The organism is Actinoplanes sp. NPDC048796 (genome assembly GCF_040650035.1).
GTDB lineage: Bacteria > Actinomycetota > Actinomycetes > Mycobacteriales > Micromonosporaceae > Actinoplanes.
Window position 1 is genome coordinate 436,701 of record NZ_JBEZGO010000002.1, and the last position, 17,929, is coordinate 454,629.

Sequence of the window (17,929 nt, forward strand, 5' to 3'; positions counted from 1 at the left end):
AGGTGGGGCGGTCGGACGGGAGCGTTGGGGGGTTTAGACCTTCAGGTAGAAGCGCAGGGTGACCCACGCGGTGACCGCGCTGACCACGGCGCCGACGCCCGCCAGCACCGGCAGCATCAGCCACACGTTGCCGTTGTCGATCGGCGTGAGGATGTTCGTCAGCGCCTGCAACTTGTGGTCGAAGAGCACCACCTTGCTGACGAACAGCGCCACGAAGCCGAGGATGGCGCCGATCAGTCCGGCCACCACCGCCTCAAGCACGAACGGGGCCTGGATGAACCAGTTCGAGGCGCCGACCAGCTTCATCACGGCGACCTCGCGCCGCTTGCTGTACGCCGCGACCTGGATCGTGTTTCCCACCAGGAGCAGCGCGGCCAACGCCATCACCCCCGCGACCACCAGCGCACCCACCTGGATGGCGTTGAAGATGTTGAAGACCTTCTCCAGCAGCGTCCGCTGGTCGATCACGTCCTGGATGCCCTGAAGGCCCTTGATCTGATCGGCGAAGGTCTTGTACTGCTCGGGGTCCTTGAGCTTGACCCGGAACGACTCCGGGAGGCTGTTGGGGCCGACCGCCTTGACGAACTCGGGCGAGTCCTGCCACAGCTTCTGGAAGCGCTTGAGGGCCTCTTCGCGCGTCTCGTACGTACGCTCGGCGACCAGCGGGTTCGAGGAGATCGCCTGGTCGATCGCCTGGCGCTGAGCCTCGGTGACCTCCGACTTGAGGAAGATCGAGACCTCGATGTTCCCGTAGTAGTAGTCCTTCATCTGGTCGACCTGCAAGTACAGCAGAACGCTAGCGCCCAGCATGGTCAGCGAGACCGACATGGTGATGATCATGGCGACCGTCATCGTGACGTTTCGCCACAGGCCCACCAGGACCTCGTTGAGTACGTACTTCAAGCGCATCGGGGGGTTCCTTCCGGGACTCCGCGCATTACCGAGTCATTCTCTTGGGGGGGATTGGGGGGCGGAGCCGGCTCAGCCGTAGACGCCTCGGGCCTGGTCACGGACGATGCGGCCGCTCTCGATCTCGATGACGCGGCGGCGCATCTGGTTGACGATGTTGGAGTCGTGCGTGACCATCACGACCGTGGTGCCGGTCCGGTTGATCCGGTCCAGCAGGCGCATGATCTCGATCGACGTGTCCGGGTCGAGGTTACCGGTGGGCTCGTCGGCGAGAAGAATGAGCGGCCGGTTGACGAACGCCCGGGCCACCGCGACACGCTGCTGCTCACCACCGGAGAGCTCGTGCGGGTAACGGTGTTCCTTACCGCCGAGGCCGACCAGCTCGAGGACCTCGGGCACGACCCGCCGGGACACGGCCTTGGTCTTGCCGATGACCTCGAGGGCGAAGGCCACGTTCTCGTACGCGGTGCGGTTGGGCAGCAGGCGGAAGTCCTGGAACACGCAGCCGATCGAACGGCGGAAGTGCGGGATCTTCCACGAACGGATGGAGGTCACGTCCTTGGCGTTGACCATCACCTTGCCCTGGGTCGGTGCGACCTCGTGCAGGAGGAGCTTGATGATCGTCGACTTGCCGGAACCGGAGGGGCCGATGAAGAAGACGAACTCACCCTTCTCGATACCGACGCTGACATCGTCCAACGACGGCCGAGACGCCTTGGGGTACGTCTTCGTCACGTTCTCGAGCTGAATCACGGGAACGCAGTCTACGCGGTGTAACGAAAACGCCAACCCCGCCGGGTCCGCCAATCTGCACCCGTGGTGGCAAAAAATCCGGACGCCCGGACAATGCGTCCGGGCGTCGTCGCCATCCGTACGGAGATCACCAGGCCCTCAGGATCAGCTGGCCTTCTCCGACGTCTTGCGCCACTTGATGCCGGCCTCGATGAACTCGTCGATCTCGCCGTCGAAGACCGAGGACGGGTTGCCCGTCTCCTGCTCAGTGCGCAGATCCTTGACCATCTGGTACGGGTGCAGCACGTACGACCGCATCTGGTCGCCCCATGATCCAGTGGTGTCCTGCTTGAGCCCGGCGAGCTCGGCCTCCTCCTCCTGGCGCTTGCGCTCGAGGAGCCGCGCCTGGAGCACGCGCATGGCCGAGGCCTTGTTCTGAAGCTGCGATTTCTCGTTCTGACACGTCACCACGATGCCCGTCGGAATGTGCGTCAGGCGCACGGCGGAGTCCGTGGTGTTAACGCTCTGTCCACCAGGACCCGACGAACGGTAGACGTCCACGCGGAGCTCGTTCTCGGGGATGTCGATGTGGTCGGTCGTCTCGACCACCGGCATCACCTCGACGCCGGCGAAGCTGGTCTGGCGGCGGCCCTGGTTGTCGAACGGGCTGATCCGGACGAGCCGGTGGGTGCCCGACTCGACGCTGAGCGTGCCGAACGCGTACGGGACCTTGACGGCGAAAGTGGCGGACTTGAGGCCGGCCTCCTCCGCGTACGAGGTGTCGTAGACCTCCGTGGGGTAGCCGTGCCGCTCGGCCCACCGCAGGTACATCCGCAGGAGCATCTCGGCGAAGTCGGCGGCGTCGACGCCACCGGCGCCGGCCCGGATGGACACCACGGCCTCACGGGCGTCGTACTCACCGGAGAGGAGAGTGCGGACCTCCATCTCGTCGATGGCCTTGGTCAGCCCGACGAGTTCCTCGCCGACCTCGTCGACCGAGGCGCTGTCGCCCTCGGCCTCGGCCATCTCGAGCAGGAGGCCGGCGTCGTCGAGCCGCGAGCGGAGGCGCTCGAGCCTGTTGATCTCGCCGGAGACGTACGACAAGCGGCTGTTGACGTCCTGCGCGCGCGCCTGGTCGTCCCACAGGTCGGGTGCGGAGGCCTGCTCCTCGAGGTCTGCCTTGTCCCGCCGCAGCTTGTCGACGTCCAAGACGTTTTCGATGTTGCGCAGGGTGGCGTCGAGGGCTTTGAGTTGCTCGGGATAGTCGGCAGCGGTCACGACAGTCAAGAGTACGCTGCCCCGGCCAAGTTCTGGCCGGGGCTGCGTGTGTGTTCAGTTGGCCGGCGCGACCTTGAGCCAGCTGAGCGCGGCCTTGTGATAGGCGACGGCGAACTCCAGCGCGGCCGCGCCGTACGAGTCCCCCGCTTTCTTCGCCTCCTTCGCCTGCTCCTTGGCCATGGCGAGCGCCTCGGAGTGATACTCGCTCGCGCCGGTGTAGAGGGTCTGCAACTGATTACCGCTGTGCTGCTCCCCGAAGGCGACACGGAGAGCGACCGGGTTACGCAGAGCATCCCGGCCCGGAGACTCGGCCAGCCACCGGCTGAAGGCTCGCTTGCCGGCGGCGGTGATGGCGTAGGGCTGGCTTGATCGGGGTCCGGGCTTACCGAGGCGGACATAGCCCATTTCGGCAAGAACCGGCAATTCGCGGTAGACCTGGCTCCGCGTCATCGACCAGTATGGCCCGAGGCGGCGTTCGGCAGCCGCCATGAGCTGTCCGCCGGTCATCGGCCCCTCGTGAAGCAGGCCGAGCAAAGCGGCAGCCGTGGGATTGATTTGAGAGTCGGGCATGCCTTCTAAGCTGCCACTTTGTCGCGCCGACGTCCAGGATTTCGCCCGATCCGTCCATTTTGCGTCTCCACAAACGACTGTCCCGCACAGACAGTCCGACTTCGAGTGTCGACCCGGCGCGTTCGCCCGTTCAACTTGCTCATGACCAGGTAAAATGGCGCGACCTAAACGGTCAGACGGCGATGCCGGGCAGCAAACGGCCGAAAAGGTACGTACGCGTTCCTGAATTCGGTGCTGCGACCCCCAAAAGCCGCATTATCTGGCAAGCCGGGCTGTGGACGCGCGGCCGTCCCTCCTAGGTTCGGCGGTTACTCTGAGGGCCATGAGTGAGCCGGAAACCCCAGCGCCGCCCAAAGCGGACGCCAGCGCCGAGCAACCCTCGTCGACGGGTCTTCTTCTCGCGCTCGCCACCCTGATCTGGATGGGCGCCATGCTCTGGTCGGCCCGCGCGACGATCACGGGCCGTGAGGACGCCGAGATGGAGGTGACCTCCACGGCGTACGCGTTGCCGGGGGCCATCTCCGCCGCCATCGTCACCGGCGCCGCGACCGGACTGGCCGTGCTGGCCCTCCTCTCGCGCCGTCGCACGCTCGGCGCCACCACCCGCTTCGCGGTCGCCACCGGCACGGGCCTGCTGATCGGCTCGGCCGGCGCTCTGACGGTCGTGACGATCAACACCGAGGGCTGGATGTACGCCGTGGTCGGCGGCACGATCGCGGCGGCCGCCACCATCGGCGGCGCCCTGGCCGGCTTCCGCGTTCCCCGGGTGATCAACGCGATCGGCTGGGGCGCGGTGGCGGTCTTCCTGGTCGGCTTCGTGCTCAACCTGTTCCAGAGCCCGCTTCTGAGCGCGCTGGGCTCGGGAGACACACAGTCCTCACAGGCCAGCGCCGCACAGTGGTTCTCGTACGGTCAGTCGTTCCTCAGTGGTCTCGCGGCCGGTCTGGTGGCCTACAAGCTGCTCCGGCGCGCCCGCCGGAGCAGCGGCGAGCTGGACGTGCCGTGGGGCTTCTACGCGGTCGCGGGCGGCGGCCCCGGTCTGCTGCTGGTGATCGCCGAGATGCTGACCCGCACGGCCGGGTCCCGGGTGCTCGAGCTGGCCGGCAAGGTCAGCGACCTGGAGCTGGTGGTGCAGCAGATGCTCAGCGGGGCGCGGCTCAACAGCGCGCTGGTCGTTCTGTTCGTGGGCGCGCTCAGCGCGATGTTCGCGGTCGGCCGCACGATCCGCCCGGCCGAGGACGACGACGAGGATTCGCCGGCCGTCCCGGCGGTGTCCCGCTCCGGCCGCGTCCGCCGCGCACCGGAAGAGCCGGCCACCGCCTCCGAAGCCACCACCCGCCCGGCAGCCGCCTTCGATCCTGAAGCGACCCACGAGGCCGACGGCCGCAACACGGGCGCCGATGACGACGCCGGAGCCGCCCCCGCGAAGGTTACCACCGGAAAGTCCGACAAAGCCGCCGACTGAGCGGCCGCCGAGTCGCGGTCAGGGCCGGTCAGAGCAGTTCGTCGAGTTCGGAGACGGCGTACCACTCCAGCTCGTGGTCCTCGGCGCTGTCGACCGTGAACTGGGCGTCGGGGTCGCCGGCCAGCGCCTCCTCGACCACCTCGGCCGCCGCGGCCACCGATTCGGCGGCGTCGGCGCCGTCGACGTGGATCGAGGCGACCTCCTTGATCGACAGCGGCTGCGGCAGGTCGACGGTGCTCGAACCGAGCTCGTTCTGCTGCGCCACCAGCGACGACGCCGGCACGTCGGCCGAGACCACCACGCGGCGGCGGGGCGCGGCCGGGTCGTGGCGCAGCAACTGGAGGGCGGCCTGGGCGGCGCGGGTGAACGCCACGTACTCAAGCTCCTCCTCGTCGCCCTCGGCGTACCACTCGCGCAGCGCGGGCGTCACCGCGTGCGCCTCCAGCGGGCCGGCGCCCAGCTTCCCCGAGGCGCGCAGGGCCCCGAGCAGCGGCACGGTGGCCGGCACATAGACCCGGACCAGCTCGGTGATCGGCACGTCTCCTCCTGCGGTTGAACCGTCCCCGTAGTACACCGCCGCAACGGCCCCGGGAAGGCCCATTCCACCAGTCGTGTCCGGATCGTGGCGTGCCGGGTCACCCACCCCGCTCGGCGACGCCCGCCGTCGTCAGCAGCCGCAGGCCGGCGCTCCCGGCGCGTCCAGGGCGATCAGCCCGGCCGCCGCGACCGGGGCGGTGCGCGGGTCCGGCGGTGCCGTGACGTCGCCCTCGGCGGTACGGACGGGGAAGCCCTCGCGGATCCAGTACTCGATGCCGCCGATCATCTCCTTCGTGGAGTAGCCGGCCAGGGACAGGGCCAGCGCGGCCCGGGTGGCGCCGTTGCAGCCGGGACCCCAGCAATAGGTGACCACCGGCACGGCCGGGTCCAGCAGGGCGGCGGCTCGGGTGGCGATCTCCGCCGTGGGGAGGTGGACGGCGCCGGGAATGTGGCCCTGATCCCAGGCCGCCCGCGAGCGTGAGTCGACCAGGACGAAGCCGGCACCCGACCGCACGTCGGCCACGTCCGTCTGGAAGGCGAGCCGCGCCGCGAAGAACGCCGCCGCCTGGCGGGGGTCGCTGTGGGTTTGTGTCATGTCATCAAGCTAGAAGTACGGTCGATCTTGCTCCATGGCGCTTCGACGGCCCAACTGGCGTCCGGGCGGGGAAACGCGCTTAGATGGCCGTCATGGCCACGGAAATCGCGCTCGACCGCACCGACTGGCGTCTGCTGGCCGAATTGCAGCGGGACGGGCGTTCCTCGTACGCCGAACTGGCTCGTGCCGTTGCCATGTCGCCCAGCGCGGTGGCCGAGCGGATCCGCCGCCTCGAGGAATCCGGCGTGATCGCCGGTTATCGGGCTCAGGTCGAACCCGAGCGGGTCGGCCTGCACGTGATGGCCTTCGTGCGGCTGCGCTATCCGACCGGCAACTACCGGCCGTTCCACGCGCTGCTCGACTCCACGCCGGAGATCGTCGAGGCGCATCACGTGACCGGCGAGGACTGCTTCTTCCTCAAGGTGCTGACCCGTTCGATGCGCCACCTGGAAGAGGTCACCGGCCGCATCGCCGGTCTGGGCGCGGTGACCACCAGCGTCGTCTACTCCAGTCCGCTGCCCGGACGAGCGGTCGCCGCCCCGGCGGAGTAGGCAGGCAAACGCAGGTCGTCAGTGGCAAACTCATGCGGATGGAGCCCCGATTCCTGCTGCTGTCCGACGTCGCCGCCGAGCTGAACGTCTCGGACTCGCAGGTCTACCACATGGTGCGCAGCGGCGAACTGCCCGCAATCAAGATCGGCGGCCGGGGCCAGTGGCGCGTCGAGCGGGCCAAGCTGGAGCAGTACATCGAGCTCAAGTACGCCGAGACCGCCGCCTGGGTGGCCGACAATCCGCTCGTCAATCCCGAGGCTGACTAGTCCTCTTTGCCCCTCTTCCCGCATCGGACAAGCCCCGTTGCCGTCCTTCGCACGCCCCGGAAGAATCGTCATCGGAAGCAAACGAAGGCAAACGCAAGGACTGGGGTGAGCGTCGATGGGGAGTGTACGAAGACAGGCGATAGCGGTCCGCCCGGCTCCCCGATGCGAGCCACCGTTCGACGACGAGGTCACCACCGACCCGTGGCCCTTCGCCCAGCCCGCCTTCAATCTCTTCCGCCCGTATTACGCGGTGGGTGAGGGGCCGACTGCGCCTACCGCAACGGCGGCGCGGACCGAAACGAGGGCGCGAACCGAGCGGCCGGCGCAGGCTGGGCGAGCGACCTCGGCCGGCTTGGTGACACCTCCCGGGCTAGTGGCGCCGCCCGGGATAGTGGCGCCGCCGGGGATCCTGGCGCCACGGGGGATGGTGGCGCCATCGGGAACGGTGGCGCCATCGGGGATGGCGGTGCCATCGGGGATGGCGGTGCCGTCTGGGCCGGCCTCAACCGCCCGGCCGGTGGCACAGCCCGGGGTGGCCGCCGCCGCCGCGATGGCCGCAGCCGACGGGATGGCCGCAGCCCACGGGATCTCCGCAGCCCACGGGATCTCCACAGCCGGCGTGATGGCCGCAGCCGGCGAGATGGACGCAGCCAGCGGGATGGCCCTGCCAGCCGGGACCATCGCGGCTGCGGGGATGCTTCCGCCCGCTGGGACGGCGGGGTCGGCTGGACCGGCGCGGTCGGCTGGGACGGCTGGGACGGCGGGGTCGGCTGGACCGGCGCGGTCGGCTGGGACGGCTGGGACGGCGGCGTCGGCTGGGACGGCGGGGTCAGCTGGGACGGCGGGGTCGGCTGGGACGGCGGGGTTAGCTGGGACGGCGGGGTCGGCTGGGACGGCGGGGTCGGCTGGGACGGCGGGGTCGGCTGGGACGGCGGGGTCGGCTGGGACGGCGGGGTCGGCTGGGATCAGGGCGCGGCGGTCGGAGGCTCGTGCTCCGGACGCCATGGTGCGGGCTTCGCGCGACGCTAATCTGGCCGTGCGGCGTTTCCTGCACGCTTGCGTGGAGGTTTTGAACGGCTATCGCCCGCCCGCTCATCTGCGCCATCTCGCTCGCCCCGCCGAAGCCGCCGAGGTGGTTTCCGAGGGCGCGCAGGGCCTGGCCCGCATCGTCGCTCTGCGCCGGGCTGGGCTTCGGGCCGGCGGCCGCCGGCCCTCGCGCAAGCCCGTGCCGGTCGCGGTTCTGCGGCTGCACCTGTGCGAGCCACGGCCCGGCGTCGTCGAGGCCGCCGCGCCCCTCCAGATCGGCGAGCACACGTGGGCCACGGCGCTGCGGATGGAACTTCACCACGAGACGTGGGCCGCCACCGCGCTGAGCCTGATCCACCACGAGCGCCGCCCACCACGCTGAGCCCGATCCAGCACGGACGCCACCCATCGCGCTGAGCCCAATCCGGCACGGACGCCGCCCACCACGCTGAGCTCGATCCAGCACGGACGCCGCCGTCGCGCTGAGCCTGATCCAGCACCAGCGCCGTCCATCGCGCTGTGCCGGATCCAGCGCGGACGCCGCGCATTGCGCTGCGCCGGATGCAGCCTGGGTGGCGGGCGGTGTGCTGGTAGCGGAACGGCCCGCCGGCGATGCCGGCGGGCCGTGTGTGGTGCTGGGGTCAGACTGCTCCGGGGGCTCCGTGGCAGCGCTTGTACTTCTTGCCTGAGCCGCAGTAGCACGGGGCGTTGCGGGACGGGCCGTTCGACTCCTGGTGGGCCGCGGGGGTGGCGCCGCGGCGCTGCGGGGCCGGGGTGTGGGCCGGGCTGGCCGGGACCGGGGAACCGCCCGGGCCGATGCCCAGGGCCGGCGCCTGCGGCTGCTGCTGGGGCTGGATGACCGGGGAGCCCTCGCCCGCCTCGCCGTCGATGGCCGGGGCCGTGTACTGCAAGTTCTGGCGCGGGCGGGAACCGCCCAGGCCCTTCGCCCGGACCTCGACGCGGTCGGAGTCGGTCTCGTTGGCGTTCTCGTCGGCCATGACGCCGCCCGCCGGCAGGGGAACCGCCTTGCTCGGGTCGACAGTCACCGTCGGCTGCTCCTCGACCTGGACCTCCAGGTTGAACAGGTAGCCGACCGCCTCCTCCTTGATGCCGTCCATCATCTGGTTGAACATGTCGAAGCCCTCGCGCTGGTACTCGACCACCGGGTCGCGCTGGGCGTACGCCCGCAGGCTGATGCCTTCCTGCAGGTAGTCCATCTCGTAGAGGTGCTCGCGCCACTTACGGTCGATGACGTTCAGCAGCACCTGGCGCTCGAGCTCGCGTACGGCCTCGGCCCCCAGCTCCTCCTCGCGCGCCTCGTACGCCTTCTGGGCGTCGTCCTTGAGCTGCGCGATCAGGAATTCCTGGTCGATGGTCTGCCGCTCGCCGCCGGACTCGTCGACGATGTCCTCGATCGTCAGGCTCACCGGGTAGAGGCGCTTGAGGTTCGTCCACAGCTGCTCGAGGTCCCAGTCCTCCGCGTAGCCCTCGGAGGTGGCGCCCGTGACGTAGTCGGCGATCACGTCGTCGATCATGTGCTGGACCTGCTCGTGCATGTCCTCGCCGTCGAGCACCCGGCGGCGCTCGGCGTAGATGACCTGGCGCTGCTTGTTCAGGACCTCGTCGTACTTGAGGACGTTCTTGCGGATCTCGGCGTTCTGGCCCTCGATCTGCGTCTGCGCGCTGCGGATCTGGCGGGTCACCATCTTGGACTCGATCGGCACGTCGTCCGGGATGTTGAAGCGCTCCATGACCGCCTCGACCGCGCCGGCCCGGAACCGCTTCATCAGGTCGTCCTGCAGCGACAGGTAGAACCGGGACTCGCCCGGGTCGCCCTGCCGGCCGGAGCGGCCGCGCAGCTGGTTGTCGATGCGGCGGGAGTCGTGGCGCTCGGTGCCGAGCACATACAGACCACCGGCGGCCTGCACCTCGGCCGCCTCGGCGTCGCAGGCTTCCTTCCACGTCGGCAGGACCTCTTCGAGCGCCTTCGCGTACTCCTCCGGGCTCTCCACCGGGTCGAGGCCGCGCTGGTGCAGCTCGTTGGCCGCGAGGAATTCGGGGTTGCCGCCGAGCAGGATGTCGGTGCCACGGCCGGCCATGTTGGTGGCGACCGTGACGCCGCCCTTGCGGCCGGCCTGGGCGATGATCGTCGCTTCCTGGGCGTGGAACTTGGCGTTCAGCACGCTGTGCGGAATGCCGCGGCGGCGCAGGAGGGTCGAGAGGATTTCGGAGTTCTCCACCGAGACCGTGCCGACCAGCACCGGCTGGCCGGTGGCGTGGCGCTCGGCGATGTCCTCGATGACGGCGTCGAACTTCGCCTTCTCGGTCTTGTAGATGACGTCCGGGTGGTCGATGCGGACCATCGGCCGGTGGGTCGGGATGGACACGACGCCGACCTTGTAGACGCTGTTGAACTCGCCGGCCTCGGTCTGCGCCGTACCGGTCATGCCGCCGAGCTTGTCGTAGAGCCGGAAGTAGTTCTGCAGCGTGATGGTCGCCAGGGTCTGGTTCTCCTGCTTGACCTCGACGCCCTCCTTGGCCTCGATGGCCTGGTGCATGCCCTCGTTGTAGCGGCGGCCGTGCAGGATGCGGCCGGTGAACTCGTCGACGATGAGGACTTCGCCGCCCTCGTCGACGATGTAGTCCTTGTCGCGCTTGTACAGCTCCTTGGCCTTGATGGCGTTGTTCAGGTAGCCGACCAGCGGGGTGTTCACCGACTCGTACAGATTGTCGATGCCGAGGCGGTCCTCGACCTTGGCCACGCCGCGCTCGGTGATCGCGATGGTGCGCTTGGCCTCGTCGACGTCGTAGTCGGCCTCGCCCTCCTTGCCGCGCTGGAGGCGCTGGACGAGGGCGGCGAACTCGCCGTACCACCGGGCCGAGTGCTCGGCCGGGCCGGAGATGATCAGCGGGGTACGCGCCTCGTCGATCAGGATGGAGTCGACCTCGTCGACGATCGCGAAGTTGTGGCCGCGCTGCACCAGCTCGTCCTTCGACCACGCCATGTTGTCGCGCAGGTAGTCGAAGCCGAACTCGTTGTTGGTGCCGTACGTGATGTCGCACAGGTAGGCCTCGCGGTGCTCCGCGGCGGGCCGGTTGGGCAGGATCACGCCGACGGTGAGGCCGAGGAAGACGTGCACCCGGCCGACCCACTCGGCGTCGCGCTGGGCGAGGTAGTCGTTCACCGTGATGATGTGCACGCCCTTGCCGCTCAACGCGTTGAGGTAGGCCGGGAACACACCGGTCAGGGTCTTGCCCTCACCGGTCTTCATCTCGGGGATGTTGCCGAAGTGCAGGGCGGCGCCGCCCATCAGCTGGACGTCGTACGCCCGCTGGCCGAGCACCCGCTTGGCGCCCTCGCGGGCCACCGCGAACGCCTCGGGGAGCAGGGAGTCGAGGGACTCGCCGTCCGCGTAGCGCTCCTTGAACTGCTGGGTGCACTCGCGCAACTCGTCATCCGTGAGGTCGACATAGTCTTCCTCGATCGAATTGACCGCTTCCGCGATCGCTTTGAGCCGTCGCACCATGCGGCCTTCGCCGGCGCGTAGGACCTTTTCCAATATCGACACGGGTCAGCGCTCCCCTAGACAGTCTGCGGAACCATGGTAGGCACCCTTCCGCCGAAGCTGTGACCCGAGCCTCCGGTTAACCGCACAAATGGGGCGAAACGACGCATCAAGTTCGCTTAGAGCGCAGTCCTTCGGGCAGGATGGGCCGAGTGCGAAGCGCGGAGATCAACGGTGAAGGGGTGCGTCTGCGAGCGTTCCGGTCTGAGGACGCCGAAGCGCTCGCCGAGGGCTACAACGATCAAATGTCCCAGCGGTTCCTGACCGTGGTCCCGTCGCCGTTCACGGTCGCGCAGGCCGAGACCTTCATCGCCGAGCGGATCGACTCGCTGTTCGCCGAGGGCGGCGCCTTCTACGCGGTGGCCGACCCGGAGACCGACGAACTGCTCGGCGGGGTCGGCTTCGACAAGGCGGTGCCCAGCCGGAGCCAGGCCGAGATCGGTTACTGGGTCGGTCCCTGGGCGCGCGGCCGCGGCGTGGCCACCGCGGCCGTACGCACGATGACCGCGCACGCCTTCAAGCACGGCCTCCAGCGCCTCGAGCTGATCACGCACTGGGACAACCCGGTCAGCCAGCGGGTGGCGATGGCCGCGGGCTACCGGCGTGAGGGCGTACGCCGGGGCGCCCAGCCCAACCGGGACGGTGGCCGCGACGACATGCTGGCCTTCGCCCGGCTCGCCGGTGACGACGGCGAGCCCGTCCCCCGCCTGCTGCCCGACCTGCCCGGCGGCGAACTGACCGACGGCGTGGTCCGGTTGCGGCCGCTCGGACCGGGCGACGTGCCCTTCCTCGGCGAGTTGCTGGGGCTGCCCGACGTGGTGGCGACCAGCGTGCCGCCGGTGCCGCCGACCGCCGCGAACATCCACCAGCGCTGTTTCCGGGCCGAGGCGCACTGGCTCGCCGGCGACCGGGCCGACCTGGTCATCGAGGACGTGGCCACCGGCGCGCCGGCCGGCGACATCGGCCTGTTCAACGACGAGCCGGTCACCGGTCAGGCGATGATCGGGTACAGCATGCTGCCGGCGTTCCGGGGCCGTGGCCTGGCGACGCGGGCCGCGCAGCTGCTCGCGCTCTGGGTCTTCGCCGAGACGAGCGTGGCCCGGCTGATCGCCGGCGCGGTGCCGGCGAACAAGGGCTCGCAACGGGTGCTCGAGAAGGCCGGTTTCCACCAGGAGGCGTACATGCGCTCGCGTCTGCCCGGCCCGGACGGTGGCCGGGTCGACGACGTGCAGTACGTCCTGCTGGCCGAGGACCTCCTGACCGAAGGCCCTCGGCTTGATGGGTGACTAACCCGTGGTCTCCAGCGACAGGATGCCGTAGTCGTAGCCGCGGCGCCGGTACACGACGCTGGGGCGACCGCTGTCCTTGTCGAGGAAGAGATAGAAGTCGTGGCCGACGAGCTCCATCTGGAAGAGAGCGTCGTCGACGGTCATCGGGTCGGCGGGGTGTTCCTTCTCCCGCACGATGCGCCACGGCTGGTCTTCGTCGTGCTCGGCCAGGGCGGTGGCGACGGATGACGTCTCCTCGGCCGCTTGGGCCAGGCTGAGGTCGGTCGGAAGGCTCGCGGTGGCGGCCGCGACCGAGACGGGCGCGCGGCGCCCGCGGTGGACGCGACGGCGGTCGGCCGAGCGGCGCAACCTGCCGTCGAGTTTGGCGATGGCGCAGTCCAGGGCTGCGTAGAAGTCCTTGGCGCAGGCCTCGGCACGAATGACCGGGCCTCTCGTCATGACGGTGATCTCGACTCGCTGGCAATTGTCCGACTGGCGCGGGTTGCGCTCGTGGAACAACTCGACGTCCGCTCTCATCAGCTTCTGGTCGTAACGCTCGACCTTGCTCAGCTTGTCGGCGACGTGCTCCCGGTAGTGAGCGGGAACCTCTACGTTGCGGCCCTTGACGACAATGTCCACTCGTGACCTCCCCCAACGTTCATGTTTCGCGGGCGCCCTTACGACGGGTGCCGGGGGCGCCAAAACTGCGACGCGGTGGTGCTAGATGTGGCGACGCCGGGATTTCATCACCGGGCGTAACCATTTGCGAGTGAGACGACTCCTTTCCGGTGCGGCGGTTCGCGGAACGCTGCGCCTTGCCGGCGGTCTGGGTAGGCGGAAGCTCATACCCTCGTCACCAAGACGCTAACGTGCCGATGCTCTCCCGTCACCCCTCGTTCGGGATACCAGATGCCGGACGTTCCACCCTTTCGGTGCCTCGCGGCGACAATCCGGTGAAACCGCCGGGCGACGATCTCCGCAATTGGGTCGCGGCCAGGACGGCAGCCCCTGTGACCTGCATCTCCGCCTCCTCGAGCCGACCCGTCACGACGGCCAGCGTGGCCCCGGTCGTGACGATGTCGTCCACTACGACAAGGGTGCCTTTCCGCGGGGTCGCGTGTCGCGGAAACCCGATTCGGGCACGCCGTATTCGCAGCGAACTCTCAGCCGCGGCGCGGCGGTCGGACACGCTCAGTGACGTGGAGTCAGGTCGGGGTAACGCTTCGAGTGGATGGCTGACGTCAGCGTCCCAGCCGGCCGCGCGCAGCCGCCGCACGGCGTGTGCGGCCAGCCGCGTCATGTGGTCGCCGTGCCGTTCCCGGGCCGCGGCGGCGGTCGAGGGCACCGGGACGAGCACCACCGGTCCCCGGCGCGGCGCCAGGCCCGCCACAGCGGTCGCCAGCAGCGCGCCGAGCGGCCGGGCCAGCCGATGCCGGCCCCGCTCCTTGTACGCCAGCAGAGCGCCTCTCAGCGGCCCCGCGTAGGCGCCCACGGCCACGCACGGCGGCATGCCGGGCGGCGGCGGGGTCGGCGCCGTCCGGAACGGCCGCAGCGCCTCCAGCCGGGCCGCGCAGTCGGCGCAGGCGCCCCGGCGCAGCGGCACCCGCTCGGCGGCGCAGCCGGCGCACGGGCTCGGCAGGATCAAATCGGCGAGATCGGCGAGGACGCTCAATTGAGGTAGAGCGGCGCGGTCGGCTTGACCGTGGCCGGCGCGTTGACCGCCGGGCCGGCGAGGCTCGCCTTGGTGATCGGGTTCGGCTGGCTGAACACGTCCCAGGCCTCGCCGCCGGCCACGTACGCCTCCGAGTCGGAGGTCTCGGTGCCGGTGATCGGATTTTCCGGGTACGCCGTCAGGTAGCTCACCGGCTCGGTCCCGATGTCGCCGAGCCGCGTCGCCGAGAGCGCGCCGTCGACCGTCACGTCGATCACCGAGACGCGGTTGTTGTCGGCCCGGACCCCGGCCACCACCAGGTAGGTCTGGCTGCTCCAGGCGACCGCCGTGACCGATCTCAGGTTGGGCGGCAACACCTGCTGGGGCCCGCTCATCACGACGCCGTCGGCGCTGCTGTTGAGGACCGTACGGTAGAGACGCCCGCCGCTGACCAGCGCGACCCGCCGCCCGTCGGGCGCCACCGACAGGGCGGTGACCGGGCCCGGATCGCCCTGCCACTCGACCGGCCGGGCCGCCCCGCCGCCGGGACCGAAGCTGTAGAGCCGCCCGCCCGCGGTGATCAGGCCGACCGCGCCGGCCGCGCCCCTGGTGCCGGTCTGCGCCCACACCGGCTGCCCGAGCGCGCCCTTGAGGCCGCCGACCTCCCTGAGGTCGGCCTGCTGCCCGGCCGGCGCCCCGGCGACCCGCAGCCGCTGGTTGCCGCCCGCGCCGGTGACCACCGCGGCGAAGGTGTGTGTCGGCGTGGCGCTGAAGGCGGCGGTGGTGATGCCCCGGTTGGCCGCCTCCTTGAGAACCGGCACCGGCTCCTCGGCGCGCGGCGTCTCCTTCAGGCGCCGGACCGCGCCGCCGAAGACGACGAAGCGCTCGGGCGCGTCGTCCAGGAAATAGCCGAGGTTGCTCTCTTTGTATTCGCCGTCCTTGAAGCTGACCGGGTCCTGCCGGCCGATCTTGATCTCCAGGGTGCGAGGCACGACCGGGTAGATCGACCACTGCACCTGGCGCCGCAGCCGGTCCATCGCCCCGGCGTCGCTGCCGCCGGGAATGGTCTGCGCGGACAGGTTGATCTGGAGTGTCTCGTTGCTGATGGCCGGGATGTTGCCGTCCACGGCGGTGCCCTGCGGCAGGGCCTGCACGGCGTCGCGGAGCCAGTCGGACGGGCCGGCGGCCAGCCACTGCAGGATCGTCGTGGGCTGCTGCACCGCCGGCACGCTGCGCGGCATGTACCGCAGGTCGGGCACCAGGCTGGTGTTGTCCCGGTTCCAGAAATAGATCGCCCGCCGCAGGTAGAACGAGTTCAGAGCGTCGACGGTCAGCAGCATCACCGGCGGCGCGTCGAGGATCCACAGGCCGGTCTGCCCCTCGATGGAGCCGACCTTGATCTCGTACGTCGACGAGGGGGTGGGCGGGGCCGGCACCAGCTCGCCGTTGCTGGTCAGGTTGCCGACCTGCTGCTCGGTGATGGTGACGACCGAGTCGGTCGGCGAGTAACCGCCGAGGATGGACTCGGCCTCGCGCACCACCCGCACGTCGGTGTTGGTGAAGCCGGCCGCCTCCTCGGGCGCGAGGAAGGCCTTGACCCGGTCCAGCGCGGTCTGCGGGTCGCCGGCGGCGGCCTGCAGGTAGTACTGGACCAGTTCGCGCGGGTTGGTGGCGGCCTCGCGCTTGTACTGCGTCGGGGGCGGGGTCTCGTCGTCGACCGAGACGCCGGACGAGCGGCCGTCGCCGATCACGGTCACCTCGGTGCGGTCCGGTATGCCGCAGCCGCCCGGCACGAACAGGGCCAGCGCCACGACGCCCAGGAGCAGACGGCGCATCAGGACACCTCCTCCGCGGCCTCCAGGACGGGGGCACGGTCACGCGGGATCAACGGCAGCGGGGCCGCCAGCAGCCGGTCGCCCGAGCGCACCGGCAGGGTCAGCCGGAACTGGGCGCCCTCGCCGGGCGAGCCCCACGCCTCGAGCCAGCCGCCGTGCAGCCGGGCGTCCTCGGCGCTGATCGACAGGCCGAGGCCGGTACCGCCGGTCTGCCGGGCCCGCGACGGGTCGGCCCGCCAGAACCGGTTGAAGACCAGCCGCTCCTCGCCCGGCTTGAGCCCGATGCCGTGGTCGCGAACGGTAACCGCGACCGCCGCCTCGTCGGCGGCCAGGGTCACCACCACCGGCCGGCCCTCGCCGTGCTCGACCGCGTTGCCGACCAGGTTGCGCAGCACCCGCTCGACCCGGCGCGGATCGACCTCGGCGATCACCGGCGTCTCCGGCAGGCGCAGCTCGAGGGTGACGCCGACCCGCTCGGCCAGGCCGGTGAGCCGCTCGGCGACCCGCTCGACGATCGGCACCAGGTCGGTGTGCTCGGCGTCCAGGGCGGCGAAGCCGGCGTCGAACCGGCTGATCTCCAGCAGGTCGGTCAGCAGGCTCTCGAAACGGTCGAGCTCGGCCTGCAGCAACTCGGCGCTGCGGGCCACGGCCGGGTCGAACTCGTCGCGCTCGGCGAAGATCAGGTCGGCCGCCATGCGGACCGTGGTGAGCGGGGTGCGCAGCTCGTGCGACACGTCGGAGGTGAACCGGCGCTGCAGGCGGGACAGTTCCTCGAGCCGGACGATCTGGCGCTGGAGGTTGGCCGCCATCTGGTTGAACGAGGCGGCGAGCAGGGCCAGGTCGTCCTCGCCGTCGACTTTCATCCGCTGGTCGAGCAGGCCGGCCGAGAGGCGCTGGGCGGTACGGGCGGCGACCCGCACCGGGGTGACCACCAGCCGGGTCACCAGGCCGGCCACCACGCCGAGCAGCAGGACCAGGGCGAACCCGGTGGCCAGCACCGTCGTCCGGATCTGGTTGGCCGCACTGTCCTCGGTGGTCAGCGGCATCATGTAATACAGCTCGACGTGGCCGAAGCTGGTGCGCACCGGTGCCCCGTACGCCAGATATTTCGTGGTCCGGCCGTTGAGGGTGGCCGTGACGACCTGGCTGGCCTCTTTGCTGTCGTCGGAGACGGTCCGGGCCAGCTCGGGAGTGATCAGCTCCTCGGTGCCCACGTTCGGCAGGGTGGCCGCGCGCAGCTCGGGATACTGCCCGGCGCGCATCGAGACCACCGAGCCACCTGACTCGGCCGGGTCACCGTCGGCGAGCTGGCTGACGATCAGCTCGAACGTGTTCGGCAGCTTGGGATCGTTCGGCTGCGGGTTGACCGTGAGCTGCTGCTCCGCGTAATCGATCTTGTTGCGCATGGAGACCTTGGCCTCCTCCTGCGCGCGGGTCAGCAGGATCGTGGCGCTGCGGGCGGCGATGAACCAGCCGAACGCGCCGACCAGCACGCTGGAGGCGATCAGGGTCAGGGTGACCACGCGCAGCTGGAGCGAGCGCCGCCACGCCCGGCGGGCCGGTGCGGAGTGGACCTCGAGCCGGCGCGCGGCCACACGCCAGTACCGCCGCACCACGCGAAGGGTGCGGCGGATGGGCATCGGAAGCCAGGCGGGTGCGCGCATTACGCGGGCAAGGGTA

At 70.1% G+C, this 17,929-nt stretch carries 16 protein-coding genes; 5 read left to right on the forward strand and 11 right to left on the reverse strand.

Features of this window, described 5'->3' with window-relative positions; all coding sequences use genetic code 11:
- Positions 1-33: 33 nt before the first annotated feature.
- From ftsX to AB0C26_RS10335, 4 genes are all read right to left on the reverse strand, one after another.
- A complete protein-coding gene (gene ftsX, locus AB0C26_RS10320; protein WP_360244800.1) occupies positions 34-909 on the reverse strand; it encodes a permease-like cell division protein FtsX in 876 nt (291 codons plus the stop codon).
- A gap of 72 nt (positions 910-981) precedes the next feature.
- Positions 982-1,662, reverse strand: a complete 681-nt coding sequence (gene ftsE, locus AB0C26_RS10325; RefSeq protein ID WP_097319361.1) for a cell division ATP-binding protein FtsE — start codon at positions 1,660-1,662, stop codon at positions 982-984.
- Between the two features lie 144 nt (positions 1,663-1,806).
- Positions 1,807-2,919, reverse strand: a complete 1,113-nt coding sequence (prfB, locus tag AB0C26_RS10330) for a peptide chain release factor 2 (protein ID WP_360244804.1) — start codon at positions 2,917-2,919, stop codon at positions 1,807-1,809.
- 54 nt (positions 2,920-2,973) lie between these two features.
- Complete coding sequence (locus AB0C26_RS10335) at positions 2,974-3,489, reverse strand: PadR family transcriptional regulator (protein ID WP_097319359.1); 516 nt, start codon at positions 3,487-3,489, stop codon at positions 2,974-2,976.
- 322 nt (positions 3,490-3,811) lie between these two features.
- On the opposite strand from AB0C26_RS10335, the gene AB0C26_RS10340 reads away from it, so the two are divergent.
- Complete coding sequence (locus AB0C26_RS10340; RefSeq protein WP_360244807.1) at positions 3,812-4,954, forward strand: hypothetical protein; 1,143 nt, start codon at positions 3,812-3,814, stop codon at positions 4,952-4,954.
- 28 nt (positions 4,955-4,982) lie between these two features.
- On the opposite strand, the gene AB0C26_RS10345 is transcribed toward AB0C26_RS10340, so the two are convergent.
- The gene (locus tag AB0C26_RS10345) at positions 4,983-5,492 is read right to left on the reverse strand and encodes a DUF6912 family protein (RefSeq protein WP_360244810.1); all 510 of its coding nucleotides are present in this window, start codon (positions 5,490-5,492) and stop codon (positions 4,983-4,985) included.
- A 129-nt stretch (positions 5,493-5,621) separates the two neighbouring features.
- A complete protein-coding gene (locus AB0C26_RS10350) occupies positions 5,622-6,086 on the reverse strand; it encodes a rhodanese-like domain-containing protein (protein ID WP_360244813.1) in 465 nt (154 codons plus the stop codon).
- Between the two features lie 92 nt (positions 6,087-6,178).
- Here AB0C26_RS10350 and AB0C26_RS10355 point away from each other — a divergent pair, with 92 nt between their 5' ends.
- The 3 genes from AB0C26_RS10355 to AB0C26_RS10365 all read left to right on the forward strand — a co-directional run bounded on the left by AB0C26_RS10355 (position 6,179) and on the right by AB0C26_RS10365 (position 8,311).
- A complete protein-coding gene (locus tag AB0C26_RS10355) occupies positions 6,179-6,637 on the forward strand; it encodes an Lrp/AsnC family transcriptional regulator (protein ID WP_360244816.1) in 459 nt (152 codons plus the stop codon).
- A gap of 38 nt (positions 6,638-6,675) precedes the next feature.
- Positions 6,676-6,903 carry a helix-turn-helix domain-containing protein gene (locus AB0C26_RS10360; protein WP_360244819.1) on the forward strand — a complete coding sequence of 76 codons (228 nt, stop codon included), beginning with the start codon at positions 6,676-6,678 and terminating at the stop codon, positions 6,901-6,903.
- A gap of 1,003 nt (positions 6,904-7,906) precedes the next feature.
- Complete coding sequence (locus AB0C26_RS10365) at positions 7,907-8,311, forward strand: Rv3235 family protein (protein ID WP_360244822.1); 405 nt, start codon at positions 7,907-7,909, stop codon at positions 8,309-8,311.
- A 259-nt stretch (positions 8,312-8,570) separates the two neighbouring features.
- Here AB0C26_RS10365 and secA read toward each other — a convergent pair whose 3' ends face one another.
- The gene (secA, locus tag AB0C26_RS10370; RefSeq protein WP_360244825.1) at positions 8,571-11,498 is read right to left on the reverse strand and encodes a preprotein translocase subunit SecA; all 2,928 of its coding nucleotides are present in this window, start codon (positions 11,496-11,498) and stop codon (positions 8,571-8,573) included.
- Between the two features lie 179 nt (positions 11,499-11,677).
- Between secA and AB0C26_RS10375 the strand changes: the two genes are divergently transcribed.
- Positions 11,678-12,781 carry a GNAT family N-acetyltransferase gene (locus tag AB0C26_RS10375; RefSeq protein ID WP_360244828.1) on the forward strand — a complete coding sequence of 368 codons (1,104 nt, stop codon included), beginning with the start codon at positions 11,678-11,680 and terminating at the stop codon, positions 12,779-12,781.
- Here AB0C26_RS10375 and raiA read toward each other — a convergent pair whose 3' ends face one another.
- From raiA to mtrB, 4 genes are all read right to left on the reverse strand, one after another.
- The gene (raiA, locus tag AB0C26_RS10380) at positions 12,782-13,402 is read right to left on the reverse strand and encodes a ribosome hibernation-promoting factor, HPF/YfiA family (RefSeq protein ID WP_360244831.1); all 621 of its coding nucleotides are present in this window, start codon (positions 13,400-13,402) and stop codon (positions 12,782-12,784) included.
- A 247-nt stretch (positions 13,403-13,649) separates the two neighbouring features.
- Complete coding sequence (locus AB0C26_RS10385; RefSeq protein ID WP_360244834.1) at positions 13,650-14,435, reverse strand: ComF family protein; 786 nt, start codon at positions 14,433-14,435, stop codon at positions 13,650-13,652.
- Positions 14,432-16,249, reverse strand: coding sequence for an LpqB family beta-propeller domain-containing protein (locus tag AB0C26_RS10390; protein WP_360244837.1), 1,818 nt, complete (start codon positions 16,247-16,249; stop codon positions 14,432-14,434). Before AB0C26_RS10390 ends, AB0C26_RS10385 begins: the two co-directional genes overlap by 4 nt.
- Positions 16,249-17,913, reverse strand: coding sequence for an MtrAB system histidine kinase MtrB (gene mtrB, locus AB0C26_RS10395; protein ID WP_360244840.1), 1,665 nt, complete (start codon positions 17,911-17,913; stop codon positions 16,249-16,251). Before mtrB ends, AB0C26_RS10390 begins: the two co-directional genes overlap by 1 nt.
- Positions 17,914-17,929 lie beyond the last annotated feature (16 nt).